The following is a 26,674-nucleotide window of genomic DNA, read 5'->3' on the forward strand; positions in this document are numbered from 1 at the left end:
CGGCCGACGATCGCCGTCGCTCGACGGCTCCGGGCTCCGGTCCGATATACCCGAAACAGTAGGAAAGGTCATGTCGTGAGTTCCGAGGATGTCGATGATGAGCGTAAGTCGGTGCGGTGGTTTCGTTTCGAGCGTCATGCGCCGGAGTATCGCCGGAATTTCGTGTCGATCACCCGGGAGATGCACCGTGAGTGCCCGATCGCGTGGTCGCAGACCTATGGTGGGCATTGGGTCGCGGCGGGTAATCGGGAGGTGTTCGAGCTGGCCCGTTCCCCGCTGATGTCCAATGATCGGGACGTGCACGGCGAACGGCGCGGCTACGGGGGAATCTCGATTCCCACGCCGCCGGTGCATCCCAAGGCGCCGTCGATCCGGGGTGGTTTCCTGGAGATGGATCCGCCGGAGCAGAAGGCGTATCGGCAGGCGCTCAATCCTTATCTGTCGCCGGCGGCGATCGCGCGGTGGGTTCCGTTCATCGACGAGGTGACCCGTGCGTGCCTGGACGAGCGGATCGAGCAGGGCCGTCTGGACTTCGTGGACGATCTCGCCAATATCGTGCCGGCGGTGTTCACCCTGGCGTTGATGGGCATCCCGCTGCGGAAGTGGTCGCTGTACTGCGAACCGGCCCACGCTTTCATCTACACGCCGCCAGACTCGCCCGATATGAAGCGGGTCCGGCGGGCGGCGATGCAGATGGGCGCCGACCTGTTCACCACCATGCTCGAGATCCGCGAGACCCCGCGGCCGGGGCTGATCGACGCGCTCAACAACCTCCGTATCGACGGGCAGCCCGCACCGGACCTCGATCTGGTGGGTGCGTTGAACCTGCTCATCGGCGGCGGTTTCGACACCACCACCGCGCTCACCGCACACACCTTGGAATGGTTGTCCGAGCATCCACAGGAACGGGCGAACCTCAGCCGGGATCGGGATATTCTGCTGGATTCGGCGACCGAGGAGTTCCTGCGTTATTTCACTCCCGCGCCGGGGGACGGCCGGACGATCTCGGCGGACTGCACGATCGCGGGAGTCGATTTCGAAGAGGGAGAACGACTCTGGTTGTCGTGGGCGATGGCCAACCGCGATCCGGCGTCGTTCACCGACCCGGACACCGTCGATCTCGGCCGGCGCGGTAACCGTCATTTCAGCTTCGGCCTGGGACTACACCGGTGTATCGGGTCGAACGTGGCCCGGATCGTGTTCAAGCGCATGCTGGTGGCGGTACTGGATCGGCTACCGGATTTCCGATGCGATCCCGCGGGCGCGGTGCACTACGACACCATCGGCGTCATCAACGGCATGAAACATTTGCCCGCCGCATTCACCCCCGGCCCGCGACTGGGCGCCGGACTCGACGAGACCCTGGACAAACTCCAGGCACTGACCGACGAACAACGACTCGCCGAACCGATCACCCGACCGGCCGACTGAGACCGGAGCTCGAGGTGGATCTACGAGTGGCGATCACCACCGGCACCGGCCCGGCGGCGCACCGCTCCTACCACCCGGCGCGGTTGCCGTACGTGACCCTGAAATCGGGTATCGCGGCGTTCACGAAGGTGCGCTGCGAGCAAGAGTTCAACAGCCACAACGGAATTGCGGTGACGGAGATCGGGCACGGTCATGGTGAGCGGGCCCGGTTCCCGTGACGGCCGAAGATATTGCTGTAATCTCTCCCGTAAGTATTACAGTTGAGCTAACCTGACGGTGTCTTCCGCACGGTCCGCGGAGTCGGCGTTGTCTCACCTGCACCGGTTGGGACCGCGGACTTTCGATCCGCACGTGGCGACCGCCGGCGCTGCACTGGTCGCCGGACGCGAAACTCTCTGGCTCGATTCAATTGGAGGGCCGTATGGCCACAACCACTCCCGCGTCACCGTCGGAACGAACGGAATCGGTCGACACCGGCAGGCTCGACAGCGTGTCGCGGACGCGTATTGCGATCGTGCTCGTGGCGATCGTGCTGCTCACGGAGACCACAGCACTGCAAACAGTGATGGTCGGTGCATCCCTGCAGAAGATGACGACGACGTTCTCGACGGTCGGTTCGGACATCAACTGGGCGCTCATCATCGCCGGCGTCGTCGGTGCGCCGGCGACGCCGTTGCTGGGCAAGCTCAGCGATATGTGGGGTAAGAAGCGGATCTACCTCGTCAGTAGCGGACTGTTCGTCCTCGGCAACGCGATCGATGCGCTCACCTCGAACTGGACATTCTTCCTCGTGGGCCGCGGCCTGCAGGCATTCTCCACGGCCACTCTGGTGCTGAGCTACGGACTCGTCCGGGACCTGCTCCCACGACGCCTGCTTCCTGCGGGACTAGGCATCATCGCCGGTGGCGTAGGGGTGTCGGGCCTGATCGGGCCGCTCATCGCCGGTGCGCTGGTCGATCATTTCCAGTGGCGGTCGTTGTTCTGGTTCCTGGTCATCTACACCGTTGTTGCCATGGCACTGTTCGCCACCGTCGTCCCCGAATCCAAGCTCCGGGTGAAGCAGCCGATTCAGCCCTTCGGCATCGTGGCGTTGTCGGCGGGAGTCTTCGGCATCCTGCTCTACCTGTCCAAGGGACAGGATTGGGGCTGGGGACGCGCTTCGACGCTGGCGTGGGTGATCGGCGGGCTGGTCCTGCTGGCACTGTTCTTCCTCATCGAGTCGCGATCGACCAAGCCGGTCATCGATACGAAACTGCTGCTCAACCCCAAGGTCGGCCTCACCATGGTGATGATGCTGTTCGCCACCGGAATGTTGATGGTCGTGGCCACCGCGCTGGGCTACATGAGCCAGACGCCGACTGCCGACCAGTTGCGAGGAATGGTTGCCCAGGGTGCGGTCGACAAGGCTCATCAGATGACCGGCCTGAACCTGCCGCTCTCGCTGGTGAAGGTGTCGCTCGATCCCACCTATCATTACGGCAGCGGGTTCGGATTACTGTCGTTCGCAACACATCTGGGAATCTGGGCGGGTGTGGTCAGCCTGGTCTTCGGCCCGATCGGCGGGATTCTCGCGCACCGGATCGGTGCCCGCATCCCGGCGATCATCGCGTGCGTGGTCATGGTCGGCGTCGGAGTCGGCTTCGCCCTGGTCACGCCCCATTACAGCTGGCAGTTGTTCGGTGCGCTCAACGCGATCTTCGGGATCGGCTTCGGCCTGTTCTTCGCGTCCGCGTCCATCCTGATGGTCGATGCTCTCCCGGAGGACCAACAGGGAATAGGCTCGGGCATGCTGGGCGTGGCCATGGGCCTCGGCTCGGCGATCGGCGCCGCGGCGATGGCCGCATTCCAATCCGCCAATCCGGTACACGCCACTATCAATGTCATGAATCAGTCTGTGTCCCAAGCTATTCCGCAGATATTCTCCGATCGAGCCTATGTGCTCACCTTCTGGGCGATGTCGGGGCTGGCTCTGGTGGCGCTCGTTGTCGCGCTCGTCATGCGACACGGGCGCACACCGACGACAGCCGGAATTGTGTCCTGACCCAGCACTGGTCTGTATCCACAACGGAGTAGGGAAATGACGAGAAAACTTCGTGTCGTCCAGTGGGCGACCGGCAACGTCGGCCGTCACGCGGTCGCCGCAGTGCACGAACATCCCGGCCTCGAACTCGTCGGCGCGCTGGTCTACAGCGACGCCAAAGCGGGCCGCGATGTCGGCGAGATCTGCGGCATCGGCGACATCGGCGTGATCGCCACGACCGACCGCGAGGAGATCCTGGCGCTCGAGGCGGACTGCGTGCTCTACACCCCGCAAGGGGAATGGGATCCGCCGGCCGCGCTCGACGACGTCTGCGCGCTGCTGGCGTCCGGCAAGAACGTCGTCTCGACCGCCGTCACCGCCTGGATCTATCCGCGCAGCGCCGGTGAAGACGTGGTGCAGCGGCTGCGGACCGCGTGCACCCACGGCCGCAGTTCGTTCCACGCCACCGGGATCCAACCCGGCTGGGCCGCAGAAGTACTACCGCTGGCGATGTCGGGCCTGTTCCGACGGATCGACTCGCTGCTGGTGCAGGAACTGATGGACTACACGACCTACGACGTCCCGTTCATGCTGTTCGACATCATGGGCTTCGGTAAACCGCCGGAGCAACGGGTACCGATGGACGATCCCGCGGTCGGCGCCTTGCCGTTCGCGGCACCGCTGATGCTGGTGGCCGACGGCTTGAATGCAACCATCGACGACTTCATCTGGGAGCGGCAGGTCGCCACCACCGACCGGCCGATCGAGATCAAAGCCGGACGGATCGAAGCGGGGACGGTCTCCGCACAGCGATTCTCCTACACCGCGGTGATCGGCGGCCGCCGCGCGCTGACAGTCGAGCACATCACCCGGCTGGGCGCCGATCAGGCACCGCACTGGCCGAACGGGCGTGGCTGGAAGGTGACGGTCGACGGACTGCCGTCGATGGTGCTGGAAGCGCGAATCGCGGTCCGCGGTGAGGACGACACCGACCAGGGTTGCCTGGGTACCGCGATGCACGCGGTGCACGCCATTGCACCGGTCTGCGCCGCGGCCCCCGGGATTCGCACCTTCCTCGATCTGCCCACCATCGTCGGTCGCGGGGTGCTGTCCTCGCCGGGCACACCCGGGTGACACCCGACAGTGCGGGCTACTGAAGCGCGCTCGGCCACAGCGCTGATTCCCGATCTCGAAAGGACGACAGATTGTCACTGCTCACAGGCCGGGTCGCCGTGGTCACCGGCGGCGCTCAGGGTATCGGTTACGCCATCGCCGACACGTTCTCGAAGGCGGGCGCGCGGGTTGTCGTCGGGGATCTGGATCCAGCGGAGGCCGGTCGGCGCCTCGATCCACGGTCGTGTCGGGCGGTCGCGTGCGACGTCACCTCCGCGGACGATGTCGCCACGCTCGTGCGGACGGCAGTCGACGAATTCGGCAGCCTCGACATCATGGTCAACAATGCCGGGATCACCCGCGACGCGTCCATGCGCACGATGCGGGAAGACGATTTCGACCGGGTCATCGCGGTTCATCTGAAAGGCACCTGGAACGGCACGCGCCTGGCCGCCGCCGCGATGCGAGAACAGCAGAGCGGCACCATCATCAACATGTCGTCGCTGTCCGGCAAGGTGGGGATGGCCGGACAGACGAATTACTCTGCGGCGAAGGCCGGGATCATCGGTATGACGAAGGCCGCGGCGAAGGAGAGCGCCCGTTTCGGTGTACGGGTGAACGCCATCGCGCCGGGCCTGATCCGATCACCTATGACAACCGCTATGCCACAACACGTGTGGGACCAGAAGCTGGCCGAGATCCCGCTCGGACGTGCCGGCGAACCGGAGGAGGTGGCGAATGTGGCGTTGTTCCTGGCGTCCGATCTGTCCTCGTATCTCACCGGCACCGTTCTCGAGGTGACCGGAGGGCGGTTCATGTGAATGCGCCGAGCGTTCGGTCGTCATCGATTCCGCAAGGAGCAGCTTCGTGAAACTCGCTCGGACCCAGGGCCTCACCGATGTTCAGACCGAAATTCTCTCCACCGTACGCACTTTCGTGGACAAGGAGATCATCCCGCACGCTCAGGAACTCGAACGCGGCGATATCTATCCGCAGGCCATCGTCGACCGGATGGCCGAACTCGGCCTCTTCGGTCTCACCATCCCCGAGGAGTACGGCGGACTGGGCGAGTCGTTGCTCACCTACGCCCTGTGCGTCGAGGAGCTGGCGCGGGGGTGGATGAGTGTATCCGGAGTCGTCAATACGCATTTCATCGTCGCCTATCTGCTGACCCGGCACGGCACACCCGAGCAGCGCCGCCGTTTCCTACCACGCATGGCCACCGGTGAGGTGCGCGGTGCATTCTCCATGTCCGAGCCCGACCTGGGCTCCGATGTCGCCGCGATCCGCACCACCGCGGTCCGCAACGGTGACGACTATGTGATCGATGGCCGAAAGATGTGGCTCACCAACGGATCCACTGCCACGTTGGTCGCAGTATTGGTGCGCACGGACGAAGGCCGGGACAGGGCGCACGAGAACCTCACGACATTCCTCATCGAGAAGCCGACCGGTACGGGCACCGTCGCACCGGGTCTCACCATCCCCGGCCGCCTGCACAAAATGGGCTACAAGGGCATCGACACCACCGAACTGCTCTTCGACGGCTACGTGGCGCGAGCTGACACCGTCCTCGGCGGCGGCGCCGGTCGCGGTTTTGCGCAGATGATGGACGGTGTCGAAGTCGGGCGCGTCAACGTCGCCGCCCGTGCCTGCGGAATCGCACTGCGCGCCTTCGAACTGGGCGCCCGTTACGCCCAGCAACGCCGGACCTTCGGCAAGCCGATCTTCGAACATCAGGCGATCGGCTTCAGCCTGGCCGAGATGGCCACCAAGGTCGAGGCCGCACACCTCATGATGGTCAACGCGGCACGGCTGAAAGACTCCGGCCGGCGCAGTGACGTCGCGGCCGGAATGGCCAAGTACCTGGCCGGCGAGTACTGCAACGAGGTGACGCAGGCCAGCTTCCGGATCCACGGCGGCTACGGGTATTCGATCGAATACGAAATCGAACGACTCATGCGCGACGCTCCGTTCATGCTGATCGGCGAGGGCACCAGCGAGATCCAGAAGCGCATCATCGCCAAGGGTGTGCTCCGCGACTACCGAATCTGACACGGTCCACGGCCGGTCTTTCTCCATTGCGCGCCCCGGACTCCCGAGATTCGCCACGAAAAACAGCACCGACGAAACCCCGATAGAGGAGCCATGAGCAATCGTCTCGACGGCAAGGTCGCATTCATCACCGGCGCGGCCCGAGGGCAGGGCCGCGCACACGCGGTCCACATGGCCCAGGAGGGCGCCGACATCATCGCCATCGATATCTGCGAGCAGATCGAATCCAACAAGTATCCGCTCGCCGATCTCGAGGACCTGCACACGACCGCCGCCCTCGTCGAGAAGGAGGGGCGCGCGTGCGTCGCGATCAAAGCCGATGTCCGCGAACGTGATCAGCTGCGCAACGCCCTGGAGTCCGGCGTCTCGCAGCTCGGCCACCTCGACATCGTCGTCGCCAACGCCGGCATCCTGCCGATGGCGATGGGCAATCCGAAGGCGTCGGATTTCGTGGACGCCACGGACGTCGACCTGCTCGGCGTGATGAACACTGTGGCAGTCGCCATCGGGCACATCAGCGACGGCGGCTCGATCATCGTGACGGGCTCCACGGCGGCGCTGATGCCCGGCACCACCACCAACTCCGTGATGGGCCCCGGCGGCGCCGGATACGCCTGGGCGAAGAAGACTCTCCTCGGCTACGTCGAGGAGATGTGTCTGCACTTGGCGCCGCGGATGATCCGCGTCAACGCGATCCACCCGACCAACTGCAACACGCACCTGCTGCACAACGACGGCCTGTACTCGGTGTTCCGACCGGACATGCGCAAGACCAAGCCGACCCGCGCCGACGTCGAGCCCGCCTTCGTACACTTCCAGGCGATGCCGATCCCGTACGTCGAACCCGACGACATCGCCAACCTCGGTGTCTTCCTGGCCAGCGACGAATCGCGCTACATCACCGGTCAGCAGATCCGCGTCGACGCCGGGGCGCTGCTGAAGTTCCCCAACGGCCCGGTCGGCTAGACCGGCCGCAATGTCACGGTCCGCCGACCCTGCTCACGGGTGTGCCCGGGCCTCGAGCAGGGCCGCGGTCGTGGTGCGGGTCGCCGGGCCGGGCGCGACGAGCTGTACCGCTTTCACGCCGGCGCGTCGGCCTCGTCCCGGGCCGGGATGTCGTAGAACTGGAGCGCCCACTGCCGCAGGTCCAGGTATGGTTTGCGATCGATCGGCGACAACGGCGGGTGCTCGACGTACTCCTGGTACCGCCAGATGCTCAGGTCGTCCCAGACGGTGATCAGGAATTCGCGTTCGACCCGCTCGATCACCGCCGGCGGCGGGACATCCGACTCGTCGCCGGGCAGCCTCGGCCACCAGATCGAATAGAACAAATTGCAGACGCCGTCGTCGACCGGTGTCGCCGAGAAGATTAGCCGATGTTTCGAGGCGCCGTCGAACGCGCTGATCGATCCGCCGAGCCCGAACATGTGGCCGCGGATCCGCAGCGCCATGGCGTCGGGATCGTCGCTGCGGACGTCGGGCCAGCCGGTGTAGAACGTCCAGGACTCGCCTTCGGCGCGGTAGTCGAGCAATTGCGGGGTCACCGTCGCACGATGGACATAGCGGAAATGCGCGCTGTCGGGCCCGTTCTCCAGCACCACCTGGGGATGCACCGGCTCCTGCTCCGCCAGCCGGGAGAACTCCGGATAGGGCCGGTAATAGCCGGTCGGCGAGACACCCACCTCGGGGAACAGTTCGAAGATATCGGGCATCTGCCAGCGCGGCGGCTCACCGTGCGGCTGATGCCACAGGAAGACACAGCCGTGCTGTTCGATGACCGGGTACACCCGCAGCCGCAGCCCGCGGTTGACCCGGTCCTCGCCGGGAATCTTGCGGTTGGTCCCGTCCGGGCCCCAGCGCCACCCATGGAACGGGCACTCCACACAGTCGCCGACGACCTTGCCACCGTGCCCGATATGGGCGCCGAGGTGCCGGCAGTGCCCGGTCAGCACGTGCATCTCACCGGATTCGTCGCGGTAGGCGACCAGATCCTCGCCGAAGTACCGCAGCGGCCGCACCTCGCCCACCGGGAATTCCGGTGACCATCCGATCTGGAACCAGCCGGTGACCTTCCAGGTGAAGGGTACCTTCACGAGCCACACCTTCCGCTCAGCTTTGCCAACAGCAGGTCCGCACTCCGCGGTGAATAATACAGTCTTGCATACTGCAAGCATTACAGTAATGATAGGCACAAACCGCCGGAGGTCAAGCTGACCGGACGAGGAGTTCTCCCACGATGACGACTTCCGACACCCGCACACTGGACGAACTGGGTTATTACCTGCTCGCCGGCGCCGCCGGGCAAGGACCCGCCGCCCTGCCCGGTGAGGCCCGGCAAGGGGAGCAGCTCGGTTTCGGCACGGCGTTCATATCCGAACGCTGGAACGTGAAGGAGGCGTCGTCACTGGTCGGCGCCGCCTGCGCCGTGACCAGCCACATGCAGATCGCCACTGCCGCAACGAATCACAACACCCGCCATCCACTCGTCACCGCCTCCTGGGCCACCACGATGCACCGACTGTCCGGCGCGCGGTTCACCCTGGGCATCGGCCGCGGCGTCGCCGCCATGTATCAGGCGTTCGGTATCCCGGCCGTCACCACCGCTCAGATGGAGGACTGGGCGAACGTCATGCGGCGGCTCTGGCACGGTGAGGTCATCCTCGGCCACGACGGGCCGCTCGGCAAATACCCTGTCCTGGCGCTGGATCCGGAATTCGACGAGGACATCCGGCTGGCCCTGGTGGCCTTCGGCCCCAACAGCCTCGCGCTCGGCGGCCGGGCCTTCGACGATGTCGTCCTGCACACCTACTTCACCCCGGAAACGTTGCAACGCAGTGTGCGGACGGTGAAGGAGGCCGCCGAGCGCGCCGGTCGTGATCCCGGCAGCGTTCGGGTCTGGTCGTGCCTGGCGACCGTCGGTGATCACCTGCCCGAGGACGTACGGTTGAAGAAGACGGTGGGGCGGCTGTCCACCTACCTGCAAGGCTACGGCGACCTGCTGGTCGAGACCAACGGCTGGGATCCCGCCGTACTGAAGCGTTTTCGCGAAGATCCGGTGGTCACGGCGGTGCCGGGCGCTATCGACGGCAAGGCGACGACCGAACAACTCGAGCACATCGCCGGACTGTTCCCGGACGAGTGGTTCTCCGCCGCCGCCACCGGATCCGCGCGCGAGTGTGCCGATCGCGTCCGCACCGAATTCGACCTCGGCGCCGACCGCGTCATCATGCACGGGGCGACACCGGCGGAACTGAGCCCGATCGTCGCCGCCTACCGCGAGGGGGACGCGCGCGCAGGCGCGCGGCCCTCGCGCCTGTGACACATGACCGACGAATCGCTGCGGGAGAACCGATCATGCTCGACACCGCCACCCCGGAGCAGCGCCTGCTGCTCGACTCCTCCACCGATTTCATCGATCGGCACTGCCCGCTCGCAGCTGTTCGCGACCGCCGGTACCGGGCCCCCGGCCCGACCGCGGAGTACCGCCGCCGAGCTCGGCCGGCACGGTCGACCAGCGCGACAAGGTACTGCCGGCCCTGATCGGCGGGGAGCGGTCGGCCACGTGGGCCGCCGGGATCCCGCGGCTGCACGGCCCGCACGGCGAACTGCGCGCCTCCCCCGACGGCAGCGGAACATCCGGCGCGGCAACACTGTCCGGGACGACGACCTTCGTCACCGACGGCACGACCGCCGACGGGATCCTGGCCACCGCGACGAGCGCCGACGGTCCCGTCCAGTACCTGCTGCCCGCCGCGGCACCGGGTATCACGGTGACGGCGCTCGAATCACTCGACATCTCCCGCTCGTTCAGCGAGATCTCGTTCGAGGCGGCGCCGGTCCGGTCGACCGACCTGGTCGGAACACCCTGGGGGACAGCCGATCTGGTCGACACGCAGATCAGGTCCTCCGCGACGCCGAACACTGGAACCATCGGATCGGCTGACAGGTCGACAGGCGCTTCGCATCCACATCACCGGCAATGGTGGTAGGCGGCCACAGCGAATTCACCGCGATTACCGTCACCACGCAATTCCGCGGACAATCCCGGTGTGGTCAGCGAAATACCACAATAAAGTCCGGTGTTATCCGGTCGGGACCGTCCCGGAATGTCATACCACAAAGGCGTGCGGCTGCCGACAGTAGTACCCGTGGTAAGCTTTACCGTGCCTATTTCAGCCGATCCGGTCCGCTACGCCCCGAGATCGCGGTCGATGCCGGACAGCGGCGCAGCGAAGGCAACCCGGGCGACCGGAACACCCGAGATGAACCGGAGGTATGAGCGGGCATGGCCAAGCAGGGAACCGCAGACAAGCGGCCGAGGCGCGAGCGTGGCTCGCTGAATCCGGACGACATCATCGACGGCGCCTTCGAACTGGCCGAAGAGGTCTCGATCGACGGCCTGAGCATGCCGCTGCTGGGAAAATACCTCGACGTGGGTGTCACCAGCATCTACTGGTACTTCCGCAAGAAGGACGATCTGCTCGATGCCATGACCGATCGGGCACTGCAGAAATACATATTTCAGATGCCATTGCTCGCAACCGGTGATTGGCGCGAAACCCTCGCCGAGCACGCGCGCACGATGCGGCAGATATTCATCACGGATCCCATTCTGTGCGACCTCGTCCTGATTCGCGGGGTCATGAGTTCACAGGCGGGCCGTTCCGGGGCGGATATGACCGAGGCGGTGGTCAGCAGCCTGGTCCGCGCCGGGCTCGCCACCGACGACGCGTTCGACACCTATTCTGCCGTGCACCTCCTCGTCCGCGGTTCCGTTGTGCTGCAACGGCTGTACGACAAGAACAAGGAGCTGGACGGCAAGGCGAATGCCTACTACGAGAGGCTGATCATCGAGCCGGAGTCGACACCGCTGCTCGCGCGGGCGGCCGCCGAGGGACGCCGATCGGGCGTCCCGGACGACCACAACTTCGAATTCGGCCTGACCTGCATTCTCGACCATGCCGAGCGGGCGATCGCGGCCGGATCCGCGACGCAACCGGCCGAACGACCCGCCACCAAACGGCTTGCGAAGAAGACCGCCATCGCCGAGGTCACCGAGCACGCTGCCAACGCGCGCCGTTCGCGGAAATCGACCACAAGCCGCTGAACCTACCGCCGCGGGTGGCGAATCCGGACCACAGCTGGAATGGGTTGGTCAGCACCGCTTTTTCGTCCACGATGGGGACGAGCCCGGTGTGACCACGGCGAACTCATCGTGATCCCACCGGGCCCGATGACAACACGCGTCCGGCATCTGCCGCGGCCGCGCCGTCGCGGCAGATCCGGAAGCGGGTTGCGGACTACTTGGGCTGGAATCGCTGGGCGCCGTCTATCCGGACGACCTCGCCGTTGATGTAGGTATTCGCCAGCAGATGCTCGGCCAGGTTCGCGTACTCGTCCGGAGTGCCCAACCGCTTGGGGAACGGCACGGTCGCAGCGAATTTCGACAGCCCCTCCTCACCGATGAGTTCCATCAGCGGGGTGCGCATGGTGCCCGGGGCGATACTGTTGACTCGAATCTTGACCGCGGCCAGGTCCCGGGCGCCGGTCAGGGTCAGCGAGATGACTCCGCCCTTCGCGGCCGAATACGCCGACTGCCCCATCTGGCCCTCGTATCCGGCGATGGAACTCGTCATGACGATCGCGCCGCGCTCACCATCGGCTTTCGGCTCGAGCGTCGCGATCTTCGCCGCTGCCAGCCGCAGCACGTTGTACGTGCCGGTCAGATACAGGGCGATCGTGTCGGCGAAGCCCTTCAGGGGAGCCGGGCTGCCGTCCCGGCCGACCACCTTGTCCCGCACGCCGAAACCACCGTGCGCGATCACCGAGTACCGCAGGGTCCCCAGCGTGTCGGCCGCCGCCAGCGCCTCTTCGACCGCATCCTCGCTCAACACGTCCGTGCGCACATAGATGGCGCGCTCGCCCAGCTCCGCGGCGAGCGCGCTCGCCTTGTCGTCGGCGAGATCGGCGATGACGACGCCCGCCCCCGCGGCGTGCAGGTGGCGGACCGTCGCCGCACCCAGGCCGCCGGCGCCGCCGGTGACCAGAACAACTTCACCCTCGAACGACACTGTTTCTCCTCGATATGCGAATAATTATGTCCGACAGGCGATGTCGGCGTTCGGCCCGGTGAACACCGGTGCGACTACAGGTTTCAGGCCCCGACCCAGTTCGGGGTGCGTTTCTGAGCGAAGGCGATCGCCCCTCCCGTTCGTCAAGCCTCGCCGGCAATCTGCACACGATATTACTGTAATACTTACAGTAATAGAAGTTCATTCTTCCGTCCCGGTTTCACACCTCGACGACGATCGCTCCACCCTGACCGCCACCGGCACACATCGCCGCGACACCGATTCCGCCACCGCGCCTTCGCAATTCGTACAGCAAGGTGGTGACCATCCGGGCACCGGAGGCCGCAATCGGATGGCCCAGACTGCACCCGCTGCCGGAGAAGTTCACCAGATCCTCGTCCAAGCCGTACTCCCTGGTCGCAGCGATGGGCACCGAGGCGAACGCCTCGTTGATCTCCCACAGCGTGACGTCCGACGGGGACAGCCCCGCCCGGCCGAGCACCTTACCGATCACCCGGACCGCGCCGAGACCGGTATCACGGGGCGGGACAGCGGCATTCGCGACGGCACGGATCGTGCCGAGCACCGTCAGATGCTCCGCGGCGGCGAAGGCGTCGTCCACGACCACCACAGCTGCCGCGGCATCGTTGGTGCCGCTGCTGTTCCCGGCGGTGATGGAGAATCCCTCGATCTCGGGATGCAGCACCTTCAGCCCGGCCAGCTGCTCCAACGTGGTCCCCCGGCGCGGATGCTCGTCCACCGCGAAATCGGTGACCGAACCGTCGGCCCGCGCCACCTTCAGCGGCAAGATCTCCTCGAGGAACTTCCCGGCGTCGATGGCCGCGACGGCGCGCTGATGCGACCGCAAGGCCCAGGCGTCCATCTCCTCCCGCGAAATGCCCACGGCCCGAGCCGTATTCCAGCCGACGGTGATCGACATGTCCTTCGTCGGCGCGTCGGGCGTCTCGGGATGGCTCGGCGGAATCCACTGATCCACGAAGGTGAGCTCCGGCCCCGGGACGCGCATCTTCATCAGCGGGGTCATGGACAGCGACTGCACGCCGCCGGCGACCAGCACCCGCTCCCAGCCGGCGGCCACGTACGCCGCCGCGTCGGCGATCGCGGTGAGGCTCCCGGCGCAGTGCCGATTCACGGCCTGCCCGGGAACCTCGGCATAGCCACTGGCGACTGCGGCATGGCGAGCGAGATCACCACCGCCGTAATGCGATTCGGCGAGAATGATGTCGTCGATCACGGTGGGATCGACGCCCGCCCGGCGCACCACCTCCGGTACGACGGCGGCCGCGAGCGTCTCCGGCGGGACATTCACCAACGATCCCTTGAACGAACGGCCGATGGCGGTGCGGACGGCGCCGACGATGACAGGTCTTGGCATGGTCTCAACCTCTGTGGTGTCCGGCTGCCACACAGGGCAGCGTTCGGGAACTGCCGAAATTACTTACCGTATAACATACAGTACAATAATCGGTAGAATCCTGGGTCACATACGGTCACCGCCGACCAGGCACGTTCAGCCGTCGCAAGGTGCTCGGGGCGGGCCCCGCTTGTTGAGGATGACCTCCAGCGGGAAGTTCGAGGGACAGATGGCGGCGACCACGCCGACGGGCTCCTTCGGTGCACCATGATGGTGTGATCAACTGTAAATATTACCGTATAGTACTCAGCACGGTCGGGTCACCCAAAGCCGTCAGTTTGACCGTTGTGTCTACAGTAAGTCCAAGAGGAGGTTGCCGTGGACAAGAACGACATGATCCTGATCAGCGTCGACGACCACATCATCGAACCGCCGGACATGTTCGCGAACCACCTGCCGCGGAAGTACATCGCGGACGCGCCGCGGCTGATCCACACCGACGACGGCGCCGACGTGTGGAAGTTCCGCGACGTGACGGTGCCGAACGTCGCGCTCAACGCCGTCGCCGGGCGGCCGAAGGAGGAGTACGGCCTCGAGCCCGACGGGCTCGACGAGATCCGGCCGGGCTGTTTCGACGTCCACGAACGGATCAAGGACATGAACGCCGGCGGCGTGCTGGCCTCGATGAACTTCCCTTCGTTCCCCGGCTTCGCCGCCCGGCTGTTCGCCACCGACGATCCGGACTTCTCGCTGGCGCTGGTGCGGGCCTACAACGACTGGCACATCGATGAATGGTGCGGTGCGTACCCCGGCCGGTTCATCCCGATGGCGCTGCCGGTGAGCTGGGACGCCGACGCCTGCGCCGGCGAGGTGCGCCGCTGCGCTGCCAAGGGCGTGCACTCGCTGACGTTCAGCGAGAATCCAGCGGCGCTGGGCTATCCCAGCTTCCACGACGAGTACTGGAATCCGTTGTGGCGGGCCCTGGTCGAGACCGACACGGTGCTCAGCATCCACATCGGCTCGTCGGGGCGACTGTCGATCCCGGCGGTCGACTCACCGCCGGACGTGATGATCACCCTGCAACCACTGAATATCGTGCAGGCCGCCGCGGATCTGCTGTGGTCCCGGCCGATCAAGGACTACCCCGATCTGAAGATCGCGCTGTCCGAAGGCGGCACCGGCTGGATCCCCTACTTCCTGGAACGGGTCGACCGCACTTTCGAGATGCATTCCGCATGGACCGCACAGGATTTCGGCGGCAAGCTACCGTCGGACGTGTTCCGCGACCATTTCGTCACCTGCTTCATCAGCGATCCGGTCGGGATCAAACTGCGCCACCAGATCGGCATCGACAACATCACCTGGGAGATGGACTACCCACACAGCGACTCGATGTGGCCGGACGCTCCCGAGGTCCTCGAGCGGGTGCTCGCGGCCGAGAACGTCCCCGACGACGAGATCGACAAGATGACCCACCGGAACGCGATGCGGTGGTACTCCTTCGATCCGTTCACACACATTCCGCGAGAGCAGGCAACGGTCGGCGCGCTGCGGGCCGCCGCCGCGGGCCACGACGTCAGCATCCGTGCCCGCAGCCATCGGACCACCGACTCGGCGCACAAGCTCGAGGCCTTCCAGTCCCAGATCAGGGCGGCCACCGCGCATTCCCGTTGACAGGCAACCCATCCCGATCCCCACCGGGTTTGTCGTACCGACCGTACGACAAGCCCGGAAGAGCACCTACCCGGACACCTGCTTCTTCATCCCGTCGAGGGCGATGAGCACCGGCACACCGCATTCGGAGATCGCGTGCGCGTGTCCGAGCTGATGGATGTCGAAGACCGCCCGCACCGCGGCCGTGAACCCCTGGATGTCGAGGGTCTGGTTGACCGCTCGCTTGGCCATCCGCAGAGCGAAGGGATGTTTGGCGGCGATCTCTACCGCCAGCTGCCGGGTGGCCGATTCGAGATCGTCGCGGGGCACGACCCGGTTCACCATGCCGACCCGGTGGGCCTCCTCGGCATCGATCGGACGGCCGGTGAACAGGATCTCCTTCGCCAACCGCGCGCCGAGTTCCCAAGTGTGACCGTGGTATTCGACCCCGCCGATACCCATCGAGACCAGCCACTTCTGTTCGGGGTCACGGGTGTTCCACGTCCTCGGGTCGATATCGTGACCGGAGGAGAAATGTTTCCCGTTGCCGCGCAACACGATCACCCGAACCTCCGGATCGCGTTCGGCGCGCGTCCACGCCGCGTCCAGATCGTCCAGCATCGGCATGTTCTGGGCGTTGGCGAGTTCCGGGCGGTTCAGGGTGATCGTCGCGACGGCGTCTTCGACGTCGTACAGCACGAGATCAGCGCTCATGGTGGTACCTGTCCTTCCGTGGGCCGGGTCTCAGCTCGCCGCGGCCTTGGGCGGGGAGTAATTCGGTTTGCCGAGTCCGAGGACGTGCTGCGCGATCATGTTCCGGAACACCTCGAGCGTGCCGCCGTAGATCCCGCACAGCGGCGCCCAGCGGTAGAGGTATTCGGCGTCGCCGTCATCGATCGCGCCGGCGGTGTCGGCCGGCAGCAGCGAGGTGGGGCCGAGGATGTCCATCAGATCCGGCGCGATGTCGCGCATCGTCTGCGCGATCGCGACGCGGCCGAAGATGCTCGGCGTGCTCTGCGCCGCCTCCGCGCGGGCGAGGCTACGGCCCAGCCGCACCGCCACCGACGCGTCGTCGATGGGCCGCTGCCCGTCCGCTCCCGCCTCGGACAGGATCGCGGCGGCCTTATCGATCGTGGTCAGCATGTGCCAGCCCTGATGCCCCAGGATGGACACATCGGCCAAGCCGTCGGTCTCGGCGGCGACATTGCCGTGTTCCTCGTCCAGCGGACCGCGCAACACATTCCAGCCGTCGTTCACGTCGCCGAGCCGGTACCTGTCCGAGATCCGGACGTCGCTGTAATAGACGATATTCGTGCGGTCGCCGTCCACCGTGCGGATGCCCTGGATCTCGATCCCCGGGGTGTCGAGCGGAACCAGGAACATGGTGAGGCTCTTGTGTTTCCGCGCAGTGGGGTCGGTGTTGGTGATGAGGAAGACGTACCGGCAGTTGTGTGCGCCGGTGGTGAACATCTTGGAGCCGTTGATCACCCAGTGATCGCCGTCCCGGACCGCACGGGTCTTGCACGTGGCAACGTCGGATCCGCCTTCGGGCTCGGTGTATCCCAGGCACAGCCGGACCCGGCCGTCGCGCACCCCGGGCAACACCTCCGCCTGTAACGCCGGCGTTCCGTATCGGCGCACCGAGGCCGCGACAATCTGCGTGGTACCCCAGGTCACCCAGGGCACGTGCACCCGACGGCGCTCGAGCGCCCACAGCCGCCGCTGGACCCTCGTCAGGGTGTCATCGAATTCGGCGGCCAGCCAACCGTCGGCCCCCAGAGCCAGATGGACACCCTCGTCGAAATTGTCACCGGTCTCGCGGTCGCGGCGGCGTACCTCCGCCGTGACGTGCTCGGCCAGGAAGGCGCGAGCACGCGCGAGGAATGCCGAATCCGCTTCGGACAGCGGCACTGTCGAGAAATCCACGATGTTCTCCGATCTAGACCAGGGCCGGGCGCGACGAGCCCGAGACTTTGTCGGCGAGCAGGATTGCGGCCCGCCGGGCGCTGGCGGCCGGGTCGCCGCCGGCCAGCGGCCAGCCGCGGGCCCGGACCAGGTAGCCCGACGCCGCGGACTCCGCCGCCACGCCCAGACCACCCTGGATGTGTACCGCCATCGTGGCGGCTTTCGCGGCTTCCTCGGCCATGAACACGAAGGCCGCCGAGGCGAGTTCGTCACGGACGCCCGGCTCGTTGCCCAGGAACCAGGCCGCGCGCCGGGACAACGCACGACCGGACTGCACGGTGATGGCCATATTCGCCAGCGGATGCGAAATGCCTTGCAGCGTCGATATCGGGACGCCCAGGGTGTAGCGAGTGGTGGCGAATTCGGCGGCGATCCGGGTGGTCTCGTCGACCAAGCCGACCAGCGCCGCCGCCGTCAGCAACCGCCATTCGTCGAGTGCGGTGGCATAGTGCGCCGCGGCCTCGGCACCGGAGGCGACGACCTGCGATCCCGCCGCCGGGTCGATCCACGCCAGCGGCAACCGACCCAGATTGGCGACCGCGTCCGGCCGGCGGTCCGGGGTCAGCCGCACGATATCCGTGCCGCGCCGGGCGATGACCTCGTCAGCGGCGGCAGCGGCGGGGATCAACCGGGGCCCGGCCGAGATGTCCAGCCGCGCATCGAAAGTGGCGATGCGCTGTCCCGACACCAGATCCGCCGCATCGGTCGGCGCACCGAGTCGCGCCAGCAGCCTGGTCGCGCAGACGTGCTCGATCCACGGCACCGGGGCGAGGGTGCGGCCGATCTCCTCCGCGACCAGCACCAGGTCCACCAGAGTGGCCCCGTCGCCGCCGACCTCCGCCGGCAGCGCCATCGTGGTCGCGCCGGTGGCGCACAACTGTTCCCAGAGGTTCCGGTCGAAGCCGGTCGGTTCCGCGGCCCGGACGACATCGATCGGCGACCGAGTGGCGAAGAATTTCGCGTAGACCGCCTGTAATTCGGTCTGATCCGCCGACAGGCTGTAGTCCAGCCGCCGCAATTCGTAGCGGTCCATGCCGTTCTCCTTTTTCCGGCCGAGCGATGACACGTCACACATCGGCGGGTCGTTCGCCGAAGAAGAATTCCTTCGCGTTGTTGTACAGATAGTTGTCGAGTACCGCGTCCGGCAGGTCGAGAGCCAGCGCTTCCGGAATCACCCGGCGCTGCGACAGCACCGGCCAATCGGAGGCGAAGATGATCTGCTCCCGGCCGCGGGTACGCAGGTAGTGCAACAGGCTCTCGGGCAGCCGCTTCGGCGACCACGCCGAGGTCATCAGCCGCAGATTCCGGTATTTGATCAGTAACCGGATGGCCACGTCCCACCAGGGGTCGGCGCCGTGGATCATGCAGAGCTTCAGTTCGGGGAATCGCACGCAGACCCGGTCGAGGTGAATCGGATTCTGCACCTCGCCGGGCAACGGCGGGCCCGGTATGCCGGTGTTGAGGCACAGCGGCAGGCCCAGTTCGGCGCATTTGGTGTAGAGCGGATAGTAGACCGCGTCACTCGGCGGATAAATCCCGTCACCCCAGAAGCTGGGTCCCACCACCGCGTACGAGACCGGTAGATCGTGCACCACCGCGGTCAGTTCCCGCAGCGCGGCCATGGGCCGCAGCAGATTCATTCCGCCGATGGTCAGCGAGAAGCGGTCCGGCCGAGCCTCCGCGAACTTCCTGGCGGTCACCGAGGGCTTCGCGACGGAATCCATCAGGATCGCTCGCTCCACACCCTGTTCGTCCATCTCGTCCAGGAGCCGATCGAGTTCGACCGGCGCGTACATCGAAGGCGGGCCCTTGAAATAGTCCTCACGGACCGCCTGCATCCATTTCGGTTGCTGCGGTGTCTCGCCGAAATGAACATTGACGAGACAGTCGATCACCCGGTGATTCATGATTCTCCGATCGCGGCAACCGCGTCTCCCGGCCGCATGCCGACAAGCACCACAGATACACTTACTGTATACCTATCTATAACACCGCACGCAAGCGCAAATCCGGCATCCACCTCGGACCGAGCCCATACCGCACGTCATACAGTAAGCACCGTGGTAACGTACGTCGGAACTCGCATTCGAGCGGCGGCGGGCTCGGACGACTGCGGAGGGGAGATGACCCCGGCGATGGCCAGACGACGAACCACCACCGGGCGCCGGCGGCGCGTACGCGGCTCCCTCGACCCGAAGGAGATCATCGAGGGCGCGTTCGACCTCGCCGACAAGGTCTCGCTCGACGGACTGAGCATGCCGATGCTGGGCCGGCATCTCGGCATCGGCGTCACCAGCATCTACTGGTACTTCCACAAGAAGGACGATCTGCTGGATGCGATGGCCGCCCGCGCACTGCACCGATACGTTCTGGAGACGACGCTGGAGGACAGCGGCGATTGGCGGGAGACGCTGCGCGGGCATGCCTGCCGGTTGCGGCGCACATTCCTGGCGAATCCGGTGCTGGTCGATCTGCTCCTGATCCGGTCCGCGCGCAGCCCACATCTGGTCAAGGTCGGTGCGCACATCACCGAACAGGTCGTCGCGACACTTGTCGGCCTCGGGCTCTCGCTCGACGAGGCCTGCGACACGTTCTCGGCCGTGCAGTTGCACGTCCGAGGCTCAGTGGTGTTGCGGCGGCTACACGACACGAACCGGGCAGTCGACGAATCATCCGGTGGCAGTGACTATTACGACCGCAGCGCCATCGATCCGATGGTCACTCCCCTCCTCGCCGCAGCGCCGGCCGGCGGGCACAACGGCGACGCGCCCGACGATCGGAATTTCGAGCTCGGCTTGGACTACATCCTCGACTATGCCGGCAACGTGATTGCCGACCGTCGAGCTTCGAATCGGAGCTGTGCCGCACCTCTGCCCGGCAACGTGGAGATCCGCCCGGGCCGTACAGCGGCGCAACCCGATCCGATCACGCCACGCTGAACTGATCCGGATCGTTCGGCCGCCCCTGGATCCACGGACCCGAGGGCGGCCGTTCCTTCATTCCGGTCCGGGCTCCGCGACGTGGAAATGCTCGTCGCGCAGGCGGAATGCCTCCTTCACACCATGTTCGGCCCGCGTCTTCACGAAATTGAACTCCCCTGGGGCGAATTGCAGATTCGTCCCGAAGGCATGGAACAGATAACTGGCGACCTCCTCACCCTGATACGCCTGGCTCTGCTCGACGAGACGGAACGCCTCCTTCGCGATGACCACACCATCGGCGGGCATCTTCGCCGCCTTCTCCGCCCAATACCGGGCCCGCGCGGTCACCGCGGCGGCCTCGCACGTCTCGGTGAAGATCCCCGACCCCTCCACGCTGCCCGCCTCGATGATGTCGCCGGTGAGCAGCAGACGGCGGGCCAGTACCGGGCCGAGCCGATGGAAGAACATGTGCAGGCTGCCCAACGCGGGACCGAGAAATCGAGTGGCGGGCATACCGATTCGGGTGTCCCGCGCGATCACCGAGATGTCGGTCATCAGAGCCATCTCGAAGCCGCCGCCGAGCGCGTAGCCACTGATCTCACCAACGGTCACCTTCGGGAAGCCCAACAGGTTGTGATAGAAGTCGAATGTCTTGCGGTCCACCGCCAATCGGCGGCGCTGACTCGGCCGCGACCGGGCCGCGCGGGTGTCGCCGTTCCCGTTCTTCTCGCCGTACCAACCGTAAGCATTGTTCATGTCCGCGCCGGTGCTGAACACTCCCCCGGTGCCGCGCAGCAGGACGACCGTGATGTCGTCGTCCTCGGCGACGATATCCAGCAGCCGCGCCATCTCGTCGCGCATCGGCGCATCGTAGGAATTGCGCTGGGCCGGATTGTCGAACGTGATGGTGGCTATTCTGTGATCGGGATCGAGCCCGAACAGCACTCGGCCGTCGGCAGCGTTCGATTGACTCATCGGTGAATTTCCTCTCGGGTACCGGCGGCAGCGCCGGGATCGGGCAGGGTTCGGGATCGCGGCGGTCATTCGCCGCCCGCCGTGCGCCGTACCGCGCACCGGTCAGCCGATCCGGTGACAGCGCCGCTGTCTCGTGCACCGTACGAACCCACTTTCCGGCTATCGGTGGAATTGCTACAAAGCCTAACGGTATTGTCTACTGTATGAGTAACAGTGATGGTGGGGAAGCCGCGGCCGGCACGGCACGAGGCCAGGCCGGGCCCGACGGCGCCGTCACCGCCGACTGGGGACTCATCCACGCGAGCGCCCCGGCGAGTGAACTGGATCGGGTCGCCGCCCAGCTGCCGGCGCGGGTGTCCGCGGCACCGTCTCGTGCCAGGCGAAGGGAATTACGAATGTCGTTCGACACCATCGGCTACGAGGTCGACAGGCATACCGCGACGATCACGCTGAACCGGCCCGAGGCGCTGAACGCGTTGAGCCCGCACATGATCGGCGAACTCCGGGCCGCCTACCACGAGGCCGAACACGACGACCGGGTCTGGCTGCTGATCGTCACCGGCACCGGCCGCGCGTTCTGCACCGGCGCCGACGTGAAGGCCATCCCCGGTGACGGCAAGGTCGTCTACGAACAGTCCTATCTGTCCACCTATGAGCAGTGGGAGGCGCCGCAGGAGGGAACCCCGCCGTTCCGCACCATGGCCAAGCCGGTGCTCACCGCCGTCAACGGGTTGTGCTGCGGCGCCGGACTGGACTGGGTCACCACCGGCGACATCGTGATCGCCTCGGATCGGGCGACCTTCTTCGATCCACACGTCAGCATCGGCCTGGTCGCGGCACGCGAGATGGTGCGGCTGGCCCGGGTGCTGCCGCGCACCGTCGCGCTGCGGATGGCGCTGACCGGCAAGCACGAGCGGATGTCCGCCCAGCGCGCCTACGACCTGGGCATGGTCACCGAGGTGGTCGAGCACGACCGGCTGCTGGAGCGAGCCCACGAGATCGCCGCGATCGTGAATTCCAATGCCCCGCTCGCCGTCCGGGGTACCCGGCTGGCGATCCTGAAGGGCCTCGATCTGCCGTTGCACGAAGCCGAACTGCTGGCCGAATCGTTCCGGGAACGGGTCACCCGGACCGAGGACGCCCTGGAGGGCCCGCTGGCGTTCGTCGAGAAGCGCGCACCGAAATGGCAGTGCCGATGACCGTGACGCCGATGACCTTCGAGACGATCCTGCTCGAGACCGATCCGGCCGACCACGTCGCCACCGTCACCCTGAACCGGCCCGAACGACTCAACGCCTTCAACCGCACCATGTGCGAGGAGATGGCCGAGGCCTGGCGCCTGGTGAAGGCGGACGACACGGTGCACGCGATCGTCCTGCGCGCCGCCGGGGACCGCGCGTTCAGCGCCGGCCTGGACATCAAGTCCGCCTACGGGCAGCCCGAAAGCGTCTGGCACCACGAGGATCCCGGCGAACTGCTCAGCCCGAAGTGGCAGAAGATGTGGAAGCCGGTGATCTGCGCCGTCCAGGGCATGTGCACGGCCGGCGCGTTCTACTTCGTCAACGAATCCGACGTCGTGATCTGCGCCGAGGACGCCACCTTCTTCGACTCGCACGTCTCCGCCGGTCTGGTGTCGGCGCTGGAACCGGTCGGCCTCATGCGTCGGGTCGGGCTCGGCGACACCCTGCGCATCGCACTGCTCGGCAACGACGAACGGGTGAGCGCCGCCACCGCGCTGCGCATCGGCCTGGTCACCGAAGTCGTTCCCGCCGAACACCTCTGGAAACGAGCCCATGAGATCGCCGTGCTGGTCGCCGCGAAACCACCGGCCGCCACCCAGGGCACCGTCAAGGCGATCTGGGAGTCCCTGGACAAGCCGTATCGGGCCGCCATGGAACAGAACCTCATCTACACCCGCCTCGGAAATCCGCTCGGCACCGCCCAACTGGCGGCCGCCGACCCGGACCACCGCCGCCGGCCCACCGCACCGAGGATTCGCTGATGCCGGAACACACTCCCGGGACCGGCACCCTGACCGCGGAACATCCCCTCGCACAGCGCATCGCGACCGTCCTCGCGCTGGCCCCGGACGCCGGGGCCGTCGAATTCGACGGCCGCTGGCACACCTGGGGGCAATTGGGCGCCGCCGCGCACCGGATCGCCGCGCTGACCGCCGAAGCCGGACGGCCATCGATCGGTGTCCTGCTGCGCAACCGGCCCGAACACGTCGCCGCGCTGCTCGGCGTCCTGCTCGCCGGCGGCTGCGTGGTCACGATCAACCCGTCCCGCGGCGCCGACCGCATCCGGGCCGATATCGAGGACCTGGCACTGCCGATACTCCTCGGAAGCCCCGAGGATCTGGCCGAATACGCGGTACCCCGGCCCGGGACCACCACCGTGCCGATCACCGTGATCGACGCGTCGATGGCGCCGGCCGTGGCACCGCCGGTGTCGGATGCGCCGGAACGGCCGGGGGTCGCGGTGCGGATGCTGACCAGCGGGACCACCGGCGCGCCGAAGCGCATCGACCTCACCTACGACATGCTGGCCCGCAGCGTCATCGGCGCCGAGCCCGAGCACGCACCCGCGCCGGCGGCGCCGCGACGGGGAGTCGCGATCGTCAATTCGCCGCTGGTCCACATCAGTGGGGTGTTCCGGGTACTCCAATGCGTCGGTGAGGCAAGGCCGTTCGCCCTGCTTCCCCGATTCGAACTCACCACCTGGGCCGACGCCGTGCGGCGGCACCGGCCGGCCGCGGTCTCGCTGGTACCCACCGCGTTGCGGATGGTCCTGCAGTCCGAACTGACCCGCGACGATCTCGCGGGCGTACGGGTTGTGACGTCGGGTACCGCGCCGCTGGCTCCGGAGGACGCGGACGCCTTCTACGAAAAGTTCGGCATTCCGGTGCTGACCTCTTATGCCGCAACCGAATTCGGCGGCGGGGTAGCGGGATGGACGCTGCCCGACCACGAGCGCTACCGGGCCACCAAGCGGGGCAGCGTGGGCCGGGCCAGCCTCGGCGCGCGGCTACGGGTCGTCGACGACGACGGGAATCCGGTGGGTACAGATACCGCGGGCCTGCTCGAGGTGATTCCCGGGCAACTCGGGCCCTCGGGAACCTGGATGCGCACCACCGATATCGCGCGCATCGACGCCGACGGCTTCCTCTGGATCCTCGGCCGCGCCGATCAGGCGATCATCCGCGGCGGGTTCAAGGTGCTCCCCGACGACGTCCGCACGGCCCTGGAGAGCCACCCCGCGGTCCGCGGCGCCACGGTCGTCGGCCTTCCCGATCCCCGGCTCGGCGCCACCCCGGCGGCGCTGGTGGAGTTGCGGACCGGGGCCGTCGCCGATGCTGCCGAATTGCGGGAGTACCTCGGAAATCGGCTGGCCCGCTACGAGATTCCCACGCTGCTCGAGATCGTCGAGACGATCCCCCGAACCCCTTCCGGCAAGGCGGATCTCACCGCGGTCCGCGAACACCTCACCCGCACCGGATCTGCGGCAGGAGCCGATCATGACCGTTGAGCCGACCGTCGCCGCCGTTCTGCGCGACCGCGCCCGTGCCCGGCCCGATCATCCGTTGTTGATCTGTGACAGCGGACGTCTGGACTATGCTGAGGCGCAGCGCCGCTCGGCCCTGGTGGCCCGCGGCCTGATCGCGCTCGGCGCGGGTAAGGGCACGCACGTCGGGATCCTGTTCCCGAACGATCCGGCCTTCGTCGTCGCCGCGCTGGCGGTCACGCGGATCGGTGCGGTGGTCGTGCCGTTCTCCACCTTTGCCACCGCCGGTGAACTGCGGCAGCAACTCGTCGACGCGGACATCCGGATCCTGCTGGCGGCAACGGGATACCGGTCGCACGACTATGCGCAGCGCCTCGGCGAGATCGTGCCGGCACAGCTGTGGGCCGACGGCCGGATGCTGCTGTCCGACAGCACACCCCAATTGCGGCATATCGTGATCGATTCCGGCACAGACGATTTCGGTCTGCCTTCCGAAGATGTGCCCGCGGCGCTGCTGACGGCGACCGAGGACGACGTCACCGGTTCGGATCCGCTGGCGATCATCTACACCTCCGGTTCCACCAGCACCCCCAAGGGGGTCGTGCACACCCATGCGGCACAACTGGGCCACCAGCGCAATCTGAACGCGATCCGCGGGCTGTCCGCCGACGACCGGCTGTTCTGCAATTCGCCGTTCTTCTGGATCGGCGGTTTCGGGTTCGCGCTGCTGGCGACGCTGCTGGCCGGTAGCACCCTGATCTGTTCCAACGCCGTCGACGACGAGGTCACCCTCGATCTGCTGGAGGCGGAAAAGCCCACGATCACCAACGGATTCGCGGCCGGGGTCGCGCATCTGGCCCGGCATCCGAGCTTCGCCGGCCGGAACCTGTCCTCGATGCGCCGCGGCAACCTCTACCCGATCATGCCCGCCGACTGCCGGCCCGCCGATCCGGAGTTGCGCCACAACATGCTCGGCATGACGGAGACCGGCAGCGTGGTGCTGCTCAGCGCCGACGAGACCGATCAGCCCGAGCACCGCCGCGGGTCGTTCGGCAGACCCGCGCCGGGTTTCGAGCTGAAACTCGTCGATCCGGAAACCGGTGCGCCGGTGGCGAACGGCGACAGCGGCGAATTATGTTTTCGCGGAACACATCTCATGCAGGGCTACTACAAGCGCAGCCGGGAGGACTGCTTCGATGCCGACGGCTGGTTCCACACCGGCGATCTGGCCCGGGTGGACACCGAGGGGTTCGTGTACTTCCTGGGCCGGCTCGGCTCGATGATCAAGACCGCCGGGGCGAACGTATCGCCCGCGGAGGTGGCGAAGGCGATCGCCACGGTGACCGGCGGCGCGGTCGCGCACGTGATCGGCCTGCCCGATCCCGAACGCGGACAGGTGGTCGCCGCGGCCGTGGTGGTACCCGATCCACACGCCTTCGATGCCGAGGAGCTGCGACGGCGCCTGCGCACCGAGTTGTCGGCCTACAAGGTGCCGCGCAAACTCGTGGGCCTCACCGCCGCGCAGGTTCCGCTGATGTCCAGCGGCAAGGTCGACATCCGGCAACTGGGTAAGGTCTTCGATCAGCAATGA

The 26,674-nt window shown here is 66.5% G+C and carries 24 protein-coding genes; 15 read left to right on the plus strand and 9 right to left on the minus strand.

Annotated features, from left to right (window positions below; translation table 11 throughout):
- The first annotated feature begins 75 nt into the window (after nucleotides 1–75).
- The 7 genes from G361_RS0111395 to G361_RS0111425 all read left to right on the plus strand — a co-directional run bounded on the left by G361_RS0111395 (nucleotide 76) and on the right by G361_RS0111425 (nucleotide 7,585).
- Complete coding sequence (locus G361_RS0111395; RefSeq protein WP_019927213.1) at nucleotides 76–1,431, plus strand: cytochrome P450; 1,356 nt, start codon at nucleotides 76–78, stop codon at nucleotides 1,429–1,431.
- A 14-nt stretch (nucleotides 1,432–1,445) separates the two neighbouring features.
- Nucleotides 1,446–1,649: a hypothetical protein gene (locus tag G361_RS0111400; RefSeq protein WP_155981407.1), complete on the plus strand. Its 204-nt coding sequence runs from the start codon at nucleotides 1,446–1,448 to the stop codon at nucleotides 1,647–1,649.
- A 302-nt stretch (nucleotides 1,650–1,951) separates the two neighbouring features.
- Nucleotides 1,952–3,472: an MFS transporter gene (locus G361_RS0111405; protein WP_231386842.1), complete on the plus strand. Its 1,521-nt coding sequence runs from the start codon at nucleotides 1,952–1,954 to the stop codon at nucleotides 3,470–3,472.
- 36 nt (nucleotides 3,473–3,508) lie between these two features.
- Complete coding sequence (locus G361_RS0111410) at nucleotides 3,509–4,585, plus strand: dihydrodipicolinate reductase (RefSeq protein WP_026342932.1); 1,077 nt, start codon at nucleotides 3,509–3,511, stop codon at nucleotides 4,583–4,585.
- A gap of 71 nt (nucleotides 4,586–4,656) precedes the next feature.
- Nucleotides 4,657–5,385, plus strand: a complete 729-nt coding sequence (gene fabG / locus G361_RS0111415) for a 3-oxoacyl-ACP reductase FabG (protein ID WP_019927217.1) — start codon at nucleotides 4,657–4,659, stop codon at nucleotides 5,383–5,385.
- Between the two features lie 46 nt (nucleotides 5,386–5,431).
- Complete coding sequence (locus tag G361_RS0111420) at nucleotides 5,432–6,619, plus strand: acyl-CoA dehydrogenase family protein (protein ID WP_019927218.1); 1,188 nt, start codon at nucleotides 5,432–5,434, stop codon at nucleotides 6,617–6,619.
- Between the two features lie 93 nt (nucleotides 6,620–6,712).
- Entirely contained in the window at nucleotides 6,713–7,585 is an 873-nt protein-coding gene (locus G361_RS0111425) for a mycofactocin-coupled SDR family oxidoreductase (protein WP_019927219.1), read from the plus strand.
- A gap of 113 nt (nucleotides 7,586–7,698) precedes the next feature.
- Here G361_RS0111425 and G361_RS0111435 read toward each other — a convergent pair whose 3' ends face one another.
- Nucleotides 7,699–8,712 (minus strand): aromatic ring-hydroxylating dioxygenase subunit alpha, encoded by a 1,014-nt coding sequence (locus tag G361_RS0111435; RefSeq protein WP_026342933.1) that lies wholly within the window; start codon nucleotides 8,710–8,712, stop codon nucleotides 7,699–7,701.
- Nucleotides 8,713–8,855: 143 nt separating this feature from the next.
- On the opposite strand from G361_RS0111435, the gene G361_RS0111440 reads away from it, so the two are divergent.
- Nucleotides 8,856–9,938: a TIGR03857 family LLM class F420-dependent oxidoreductase gene (locus tag G361_RS0111440; protein ID WP_019927221.1), complete on the plus strand. Its 1,083-nt coding sequence runs from the start codon at nucleotides 8,856–8,858 to the stop codon at nucleotides 9,936–9,938.
- A 90-nt stretch (nucleotides 9,939–10,028) separates the two neighbouring features.
- Here G361_RS0111440 and G361_RS0111445 read toward each other — a convergent pair whose 3' ends face one another.
- On the minus strand, nucleotides 10,029–10,511 hold the full coding sequence (locus tag G361_RS0111445) for a hypothetical protein (RefSeq protein ID WP_196814463.1): 483 nt from the start codon (nucleotides 10,509–10,511) through the stop codon (nucleotides 10,029–10,031).
- Between the two features lie 393 nt (nucleotides 10,512–10,904).
- Here G361_RS0111445 and G361_RS0111450 point away from each other — a divergent pair, with 393 nt between their 5' ends.
- Nucleotides 10,905–11,726: a TetR/AcrR family transcriptional regulator gene (locus tag G361_RS0111450; protein WP_019927223.1), complete on the plus strand. Its 822-nt coding sequence runs from the start codon at nucleotides 10,905–10,907 to the stop codon at nucleotides 11,724–11,726.
- A gap of 193 nt (nucleotides 11,727–11,919) precedes the next feature.
- Here G361_RS0111450 and G361_RS0111455 read toward each other — a convergent pair whose 3' ends face one another.
- A complete protein-coding gene (locus G361_RS0111455) occupies nucleotides 11,920–12,690 on the minus strand; it encodes an SDR family oxidoreductase (protein WP_019927224.1) in 771 nt (256 codons plus the stop codon).
- Nucleotides 12,691–12,910: 220 nt separating this feature from the next.
- Nucleotides 12,911–14,086: a thiolase family protein gene (locus tag G361_RS0111460; protein ID WP_019927225.1), complete on the minus strand. Its 1,176-nt coding sequence runs from the start codon at nucleotides 14,084–14,086 to the stop codon at nucleotides 12,911–12,913.
- 357 nt (nucleotides 14,087–14,443) lie between these two features.
- Here G361_RS0111460 and G361_RS0111465 point away from each other — a divergent pair, with 357 nt between their 5' ends.
- On the plus strand, nucleotides 14,444–15,739 hold the full coding sequence (locus G361_RS0111465; protein ID WP_019927226.1) for an amidohydrolase family protein: 1,296 nt from the start codon (nucleotides 14,444–14,446) through the stop codon (nucleotides 15,737–15,739).
- Nucleotides 15,740–15,805: 66 nt separating this feature from the next.
- Here the strand turns inward: G361_RS0111465 and G361_RS0111470 are convergent, their stop codons facing one another.
- Genes G361_RS0111470 through G361_RS0111485 form a run of 4 tightly spaced genes read right to left on the minus strand, consistent with a single transcriptional unit; the run spans nucleotide 15,806 to nucleotide 19,590 of the window.
- Entirely contained in the window at nucleotides 15,806–16,432 is a 627-nt protein-coding gene (locus G361_RS0111470; protein ID WP_019927227.1) for an enoyl-CoA hydratase-related protein, read from the minus strand.
- 30 nt (nucleotides 16,433–16,462) lie between these two features.
- On the minus strand, nucleotides 16,463–17,644 hold the full coding sequence (locus tag G361_RS0111475; RefSeq protein WP_026342934.1) for an acyl-CoA dehydrogenase family protein: 1,182 nt from the start codon (nucleotides 17,642–17,644) through the stop codon (nucleotides 16,463–16,465).
- 13 nt (nucleotides 17,645–17,657) lie between these two features.
- Complete coding sequence (locus tag G361_RS0111480; RefSeq protein ID WP_026342935.1) at nucleotides 17,658–18,716, minus strand: acyl-CoA dehydrogenase family protein; 1,059 nt, start codon at nucleotides 18,714–18,716, stop codon at nucleotides 17,658–17,660.
- Nucleotides 18,717–18,750: 34 nt separating this feature from the next.
- Nucleotides 18,751–19,590: an amidohydrolase family protein gene (locus G361_RS0111485; RefSeq protein WP_019927230.1), complete on the minus strand. Its 840-nt coding sequence runs from the start codon at nucleotides 19,588–19,590 to the stop codon at nucleotides 18,751–18,753.
- 228 nt (nucleotides 19,591–19,818) lie between these two features.
- Here G361_RS0111485 and G361_RS0111490 point away from each other — a divergent pair, with 228 nt between their 5' ends.
- Nucleotides 19,819–20,622: a TetR/AcrR family transcriptional regulator gene (locus G361_RS0111490; RefSeq protein ID WP_081635501.1), complete on the plus strand. Its 804-nt coding sequence runs from the start codon at nucleotides 19,819–19,821 to the stop codon at nucleotides 20,620–20,622.
- Nucleotides 20,623–20,679: 57 nt separating this feature from the next.
- Here the strand turns inward: G361_RS0111490 and G361_RS0111495 are convergent, their stop codons facing one another.
- A complete protein-coding gene (locus G361_RS0111495) occupies nucleotides 20,680–21,579 on the minus strand; it encodes an enoyl-CoA hydratase/isomerase family protein (RefSeq protein WP_026342936.1) in 900 nt (299 codons plus the stop codon).
- A 395-nt stretch (nucleotides 21,580–21,974) separates the two neighbouring features.
- Between G361_RS0111495 and G361_RS0111500 the strand changes: the two genes are divergently transcribed.
- The 4 genes from G361_RS0111500 to G361_RS0111515 are packed head-to-tail and all read left to right on the plus strand — an operon-like array spanning nucleotide 21,975 to nucleotide 26,674.
- Entirely contained in the window at nucleotides 21,975–22,778 is an 804-nt protein-coding gene (locus G361_RS0111500; protein WP_019927233.1) for an enoyl-CoA hydratase/isomerase family protein, read from the plus strand.
- A gap of 11 nt (nucleotides 22,779–22,789) precedes the next feature.
- Nucleotides 22,790–23,581 carry an enoyl-CoA hydratase/isomerase family protein gene (locus G361_RS0111505; protein WP_036494956.1) on the plus strand — a complete coding sequence of 264 codons (792 nt, stop codon included), beginning with the start codon at nucleotides 22,790–22,792 and terminating at the stop codon, nucleotides 23,579–23,581.
- A complete protein-coding gene (locus G361_RS0111510; RefSeq protein WP_019927235.1) occupies nucleotides 23,581–25,107 on the plus strand; it encodes a class I adenylate-forming enzyme family protein in 1,527 nt (508 codons plus the stop codon). The genes G361_RS0111505 and G361_RS0111510 overlap by 1 nt, the downstream gene beginning before the upstream one ends.
- Nucleotides 25,097–26,674, plus strand: coding sequence for a class I adenylate-forming enzyme family protein (locus G361_RS0111515; protein WP_019927236.1), 1,578 nt, complete (start codon nucleotides 25,097–25,099; stop codon nucleotides 26,672–26,674). The genes G361_RS0111510 and G361_RS0111515 overlap by 11 nt, the downstream gene beginning before the upstream one ends.

It is taken from the genome of Nocardia sp. BMG111209, from assembly GCF_000381925.1.
In the GTDB taxonomy this organism is placed as follows: domain Bacteria; phylum Actinomycetota; class Actinomycetes; order Mycobacteriales; family Mycobacteriaceae; genus Nocardia.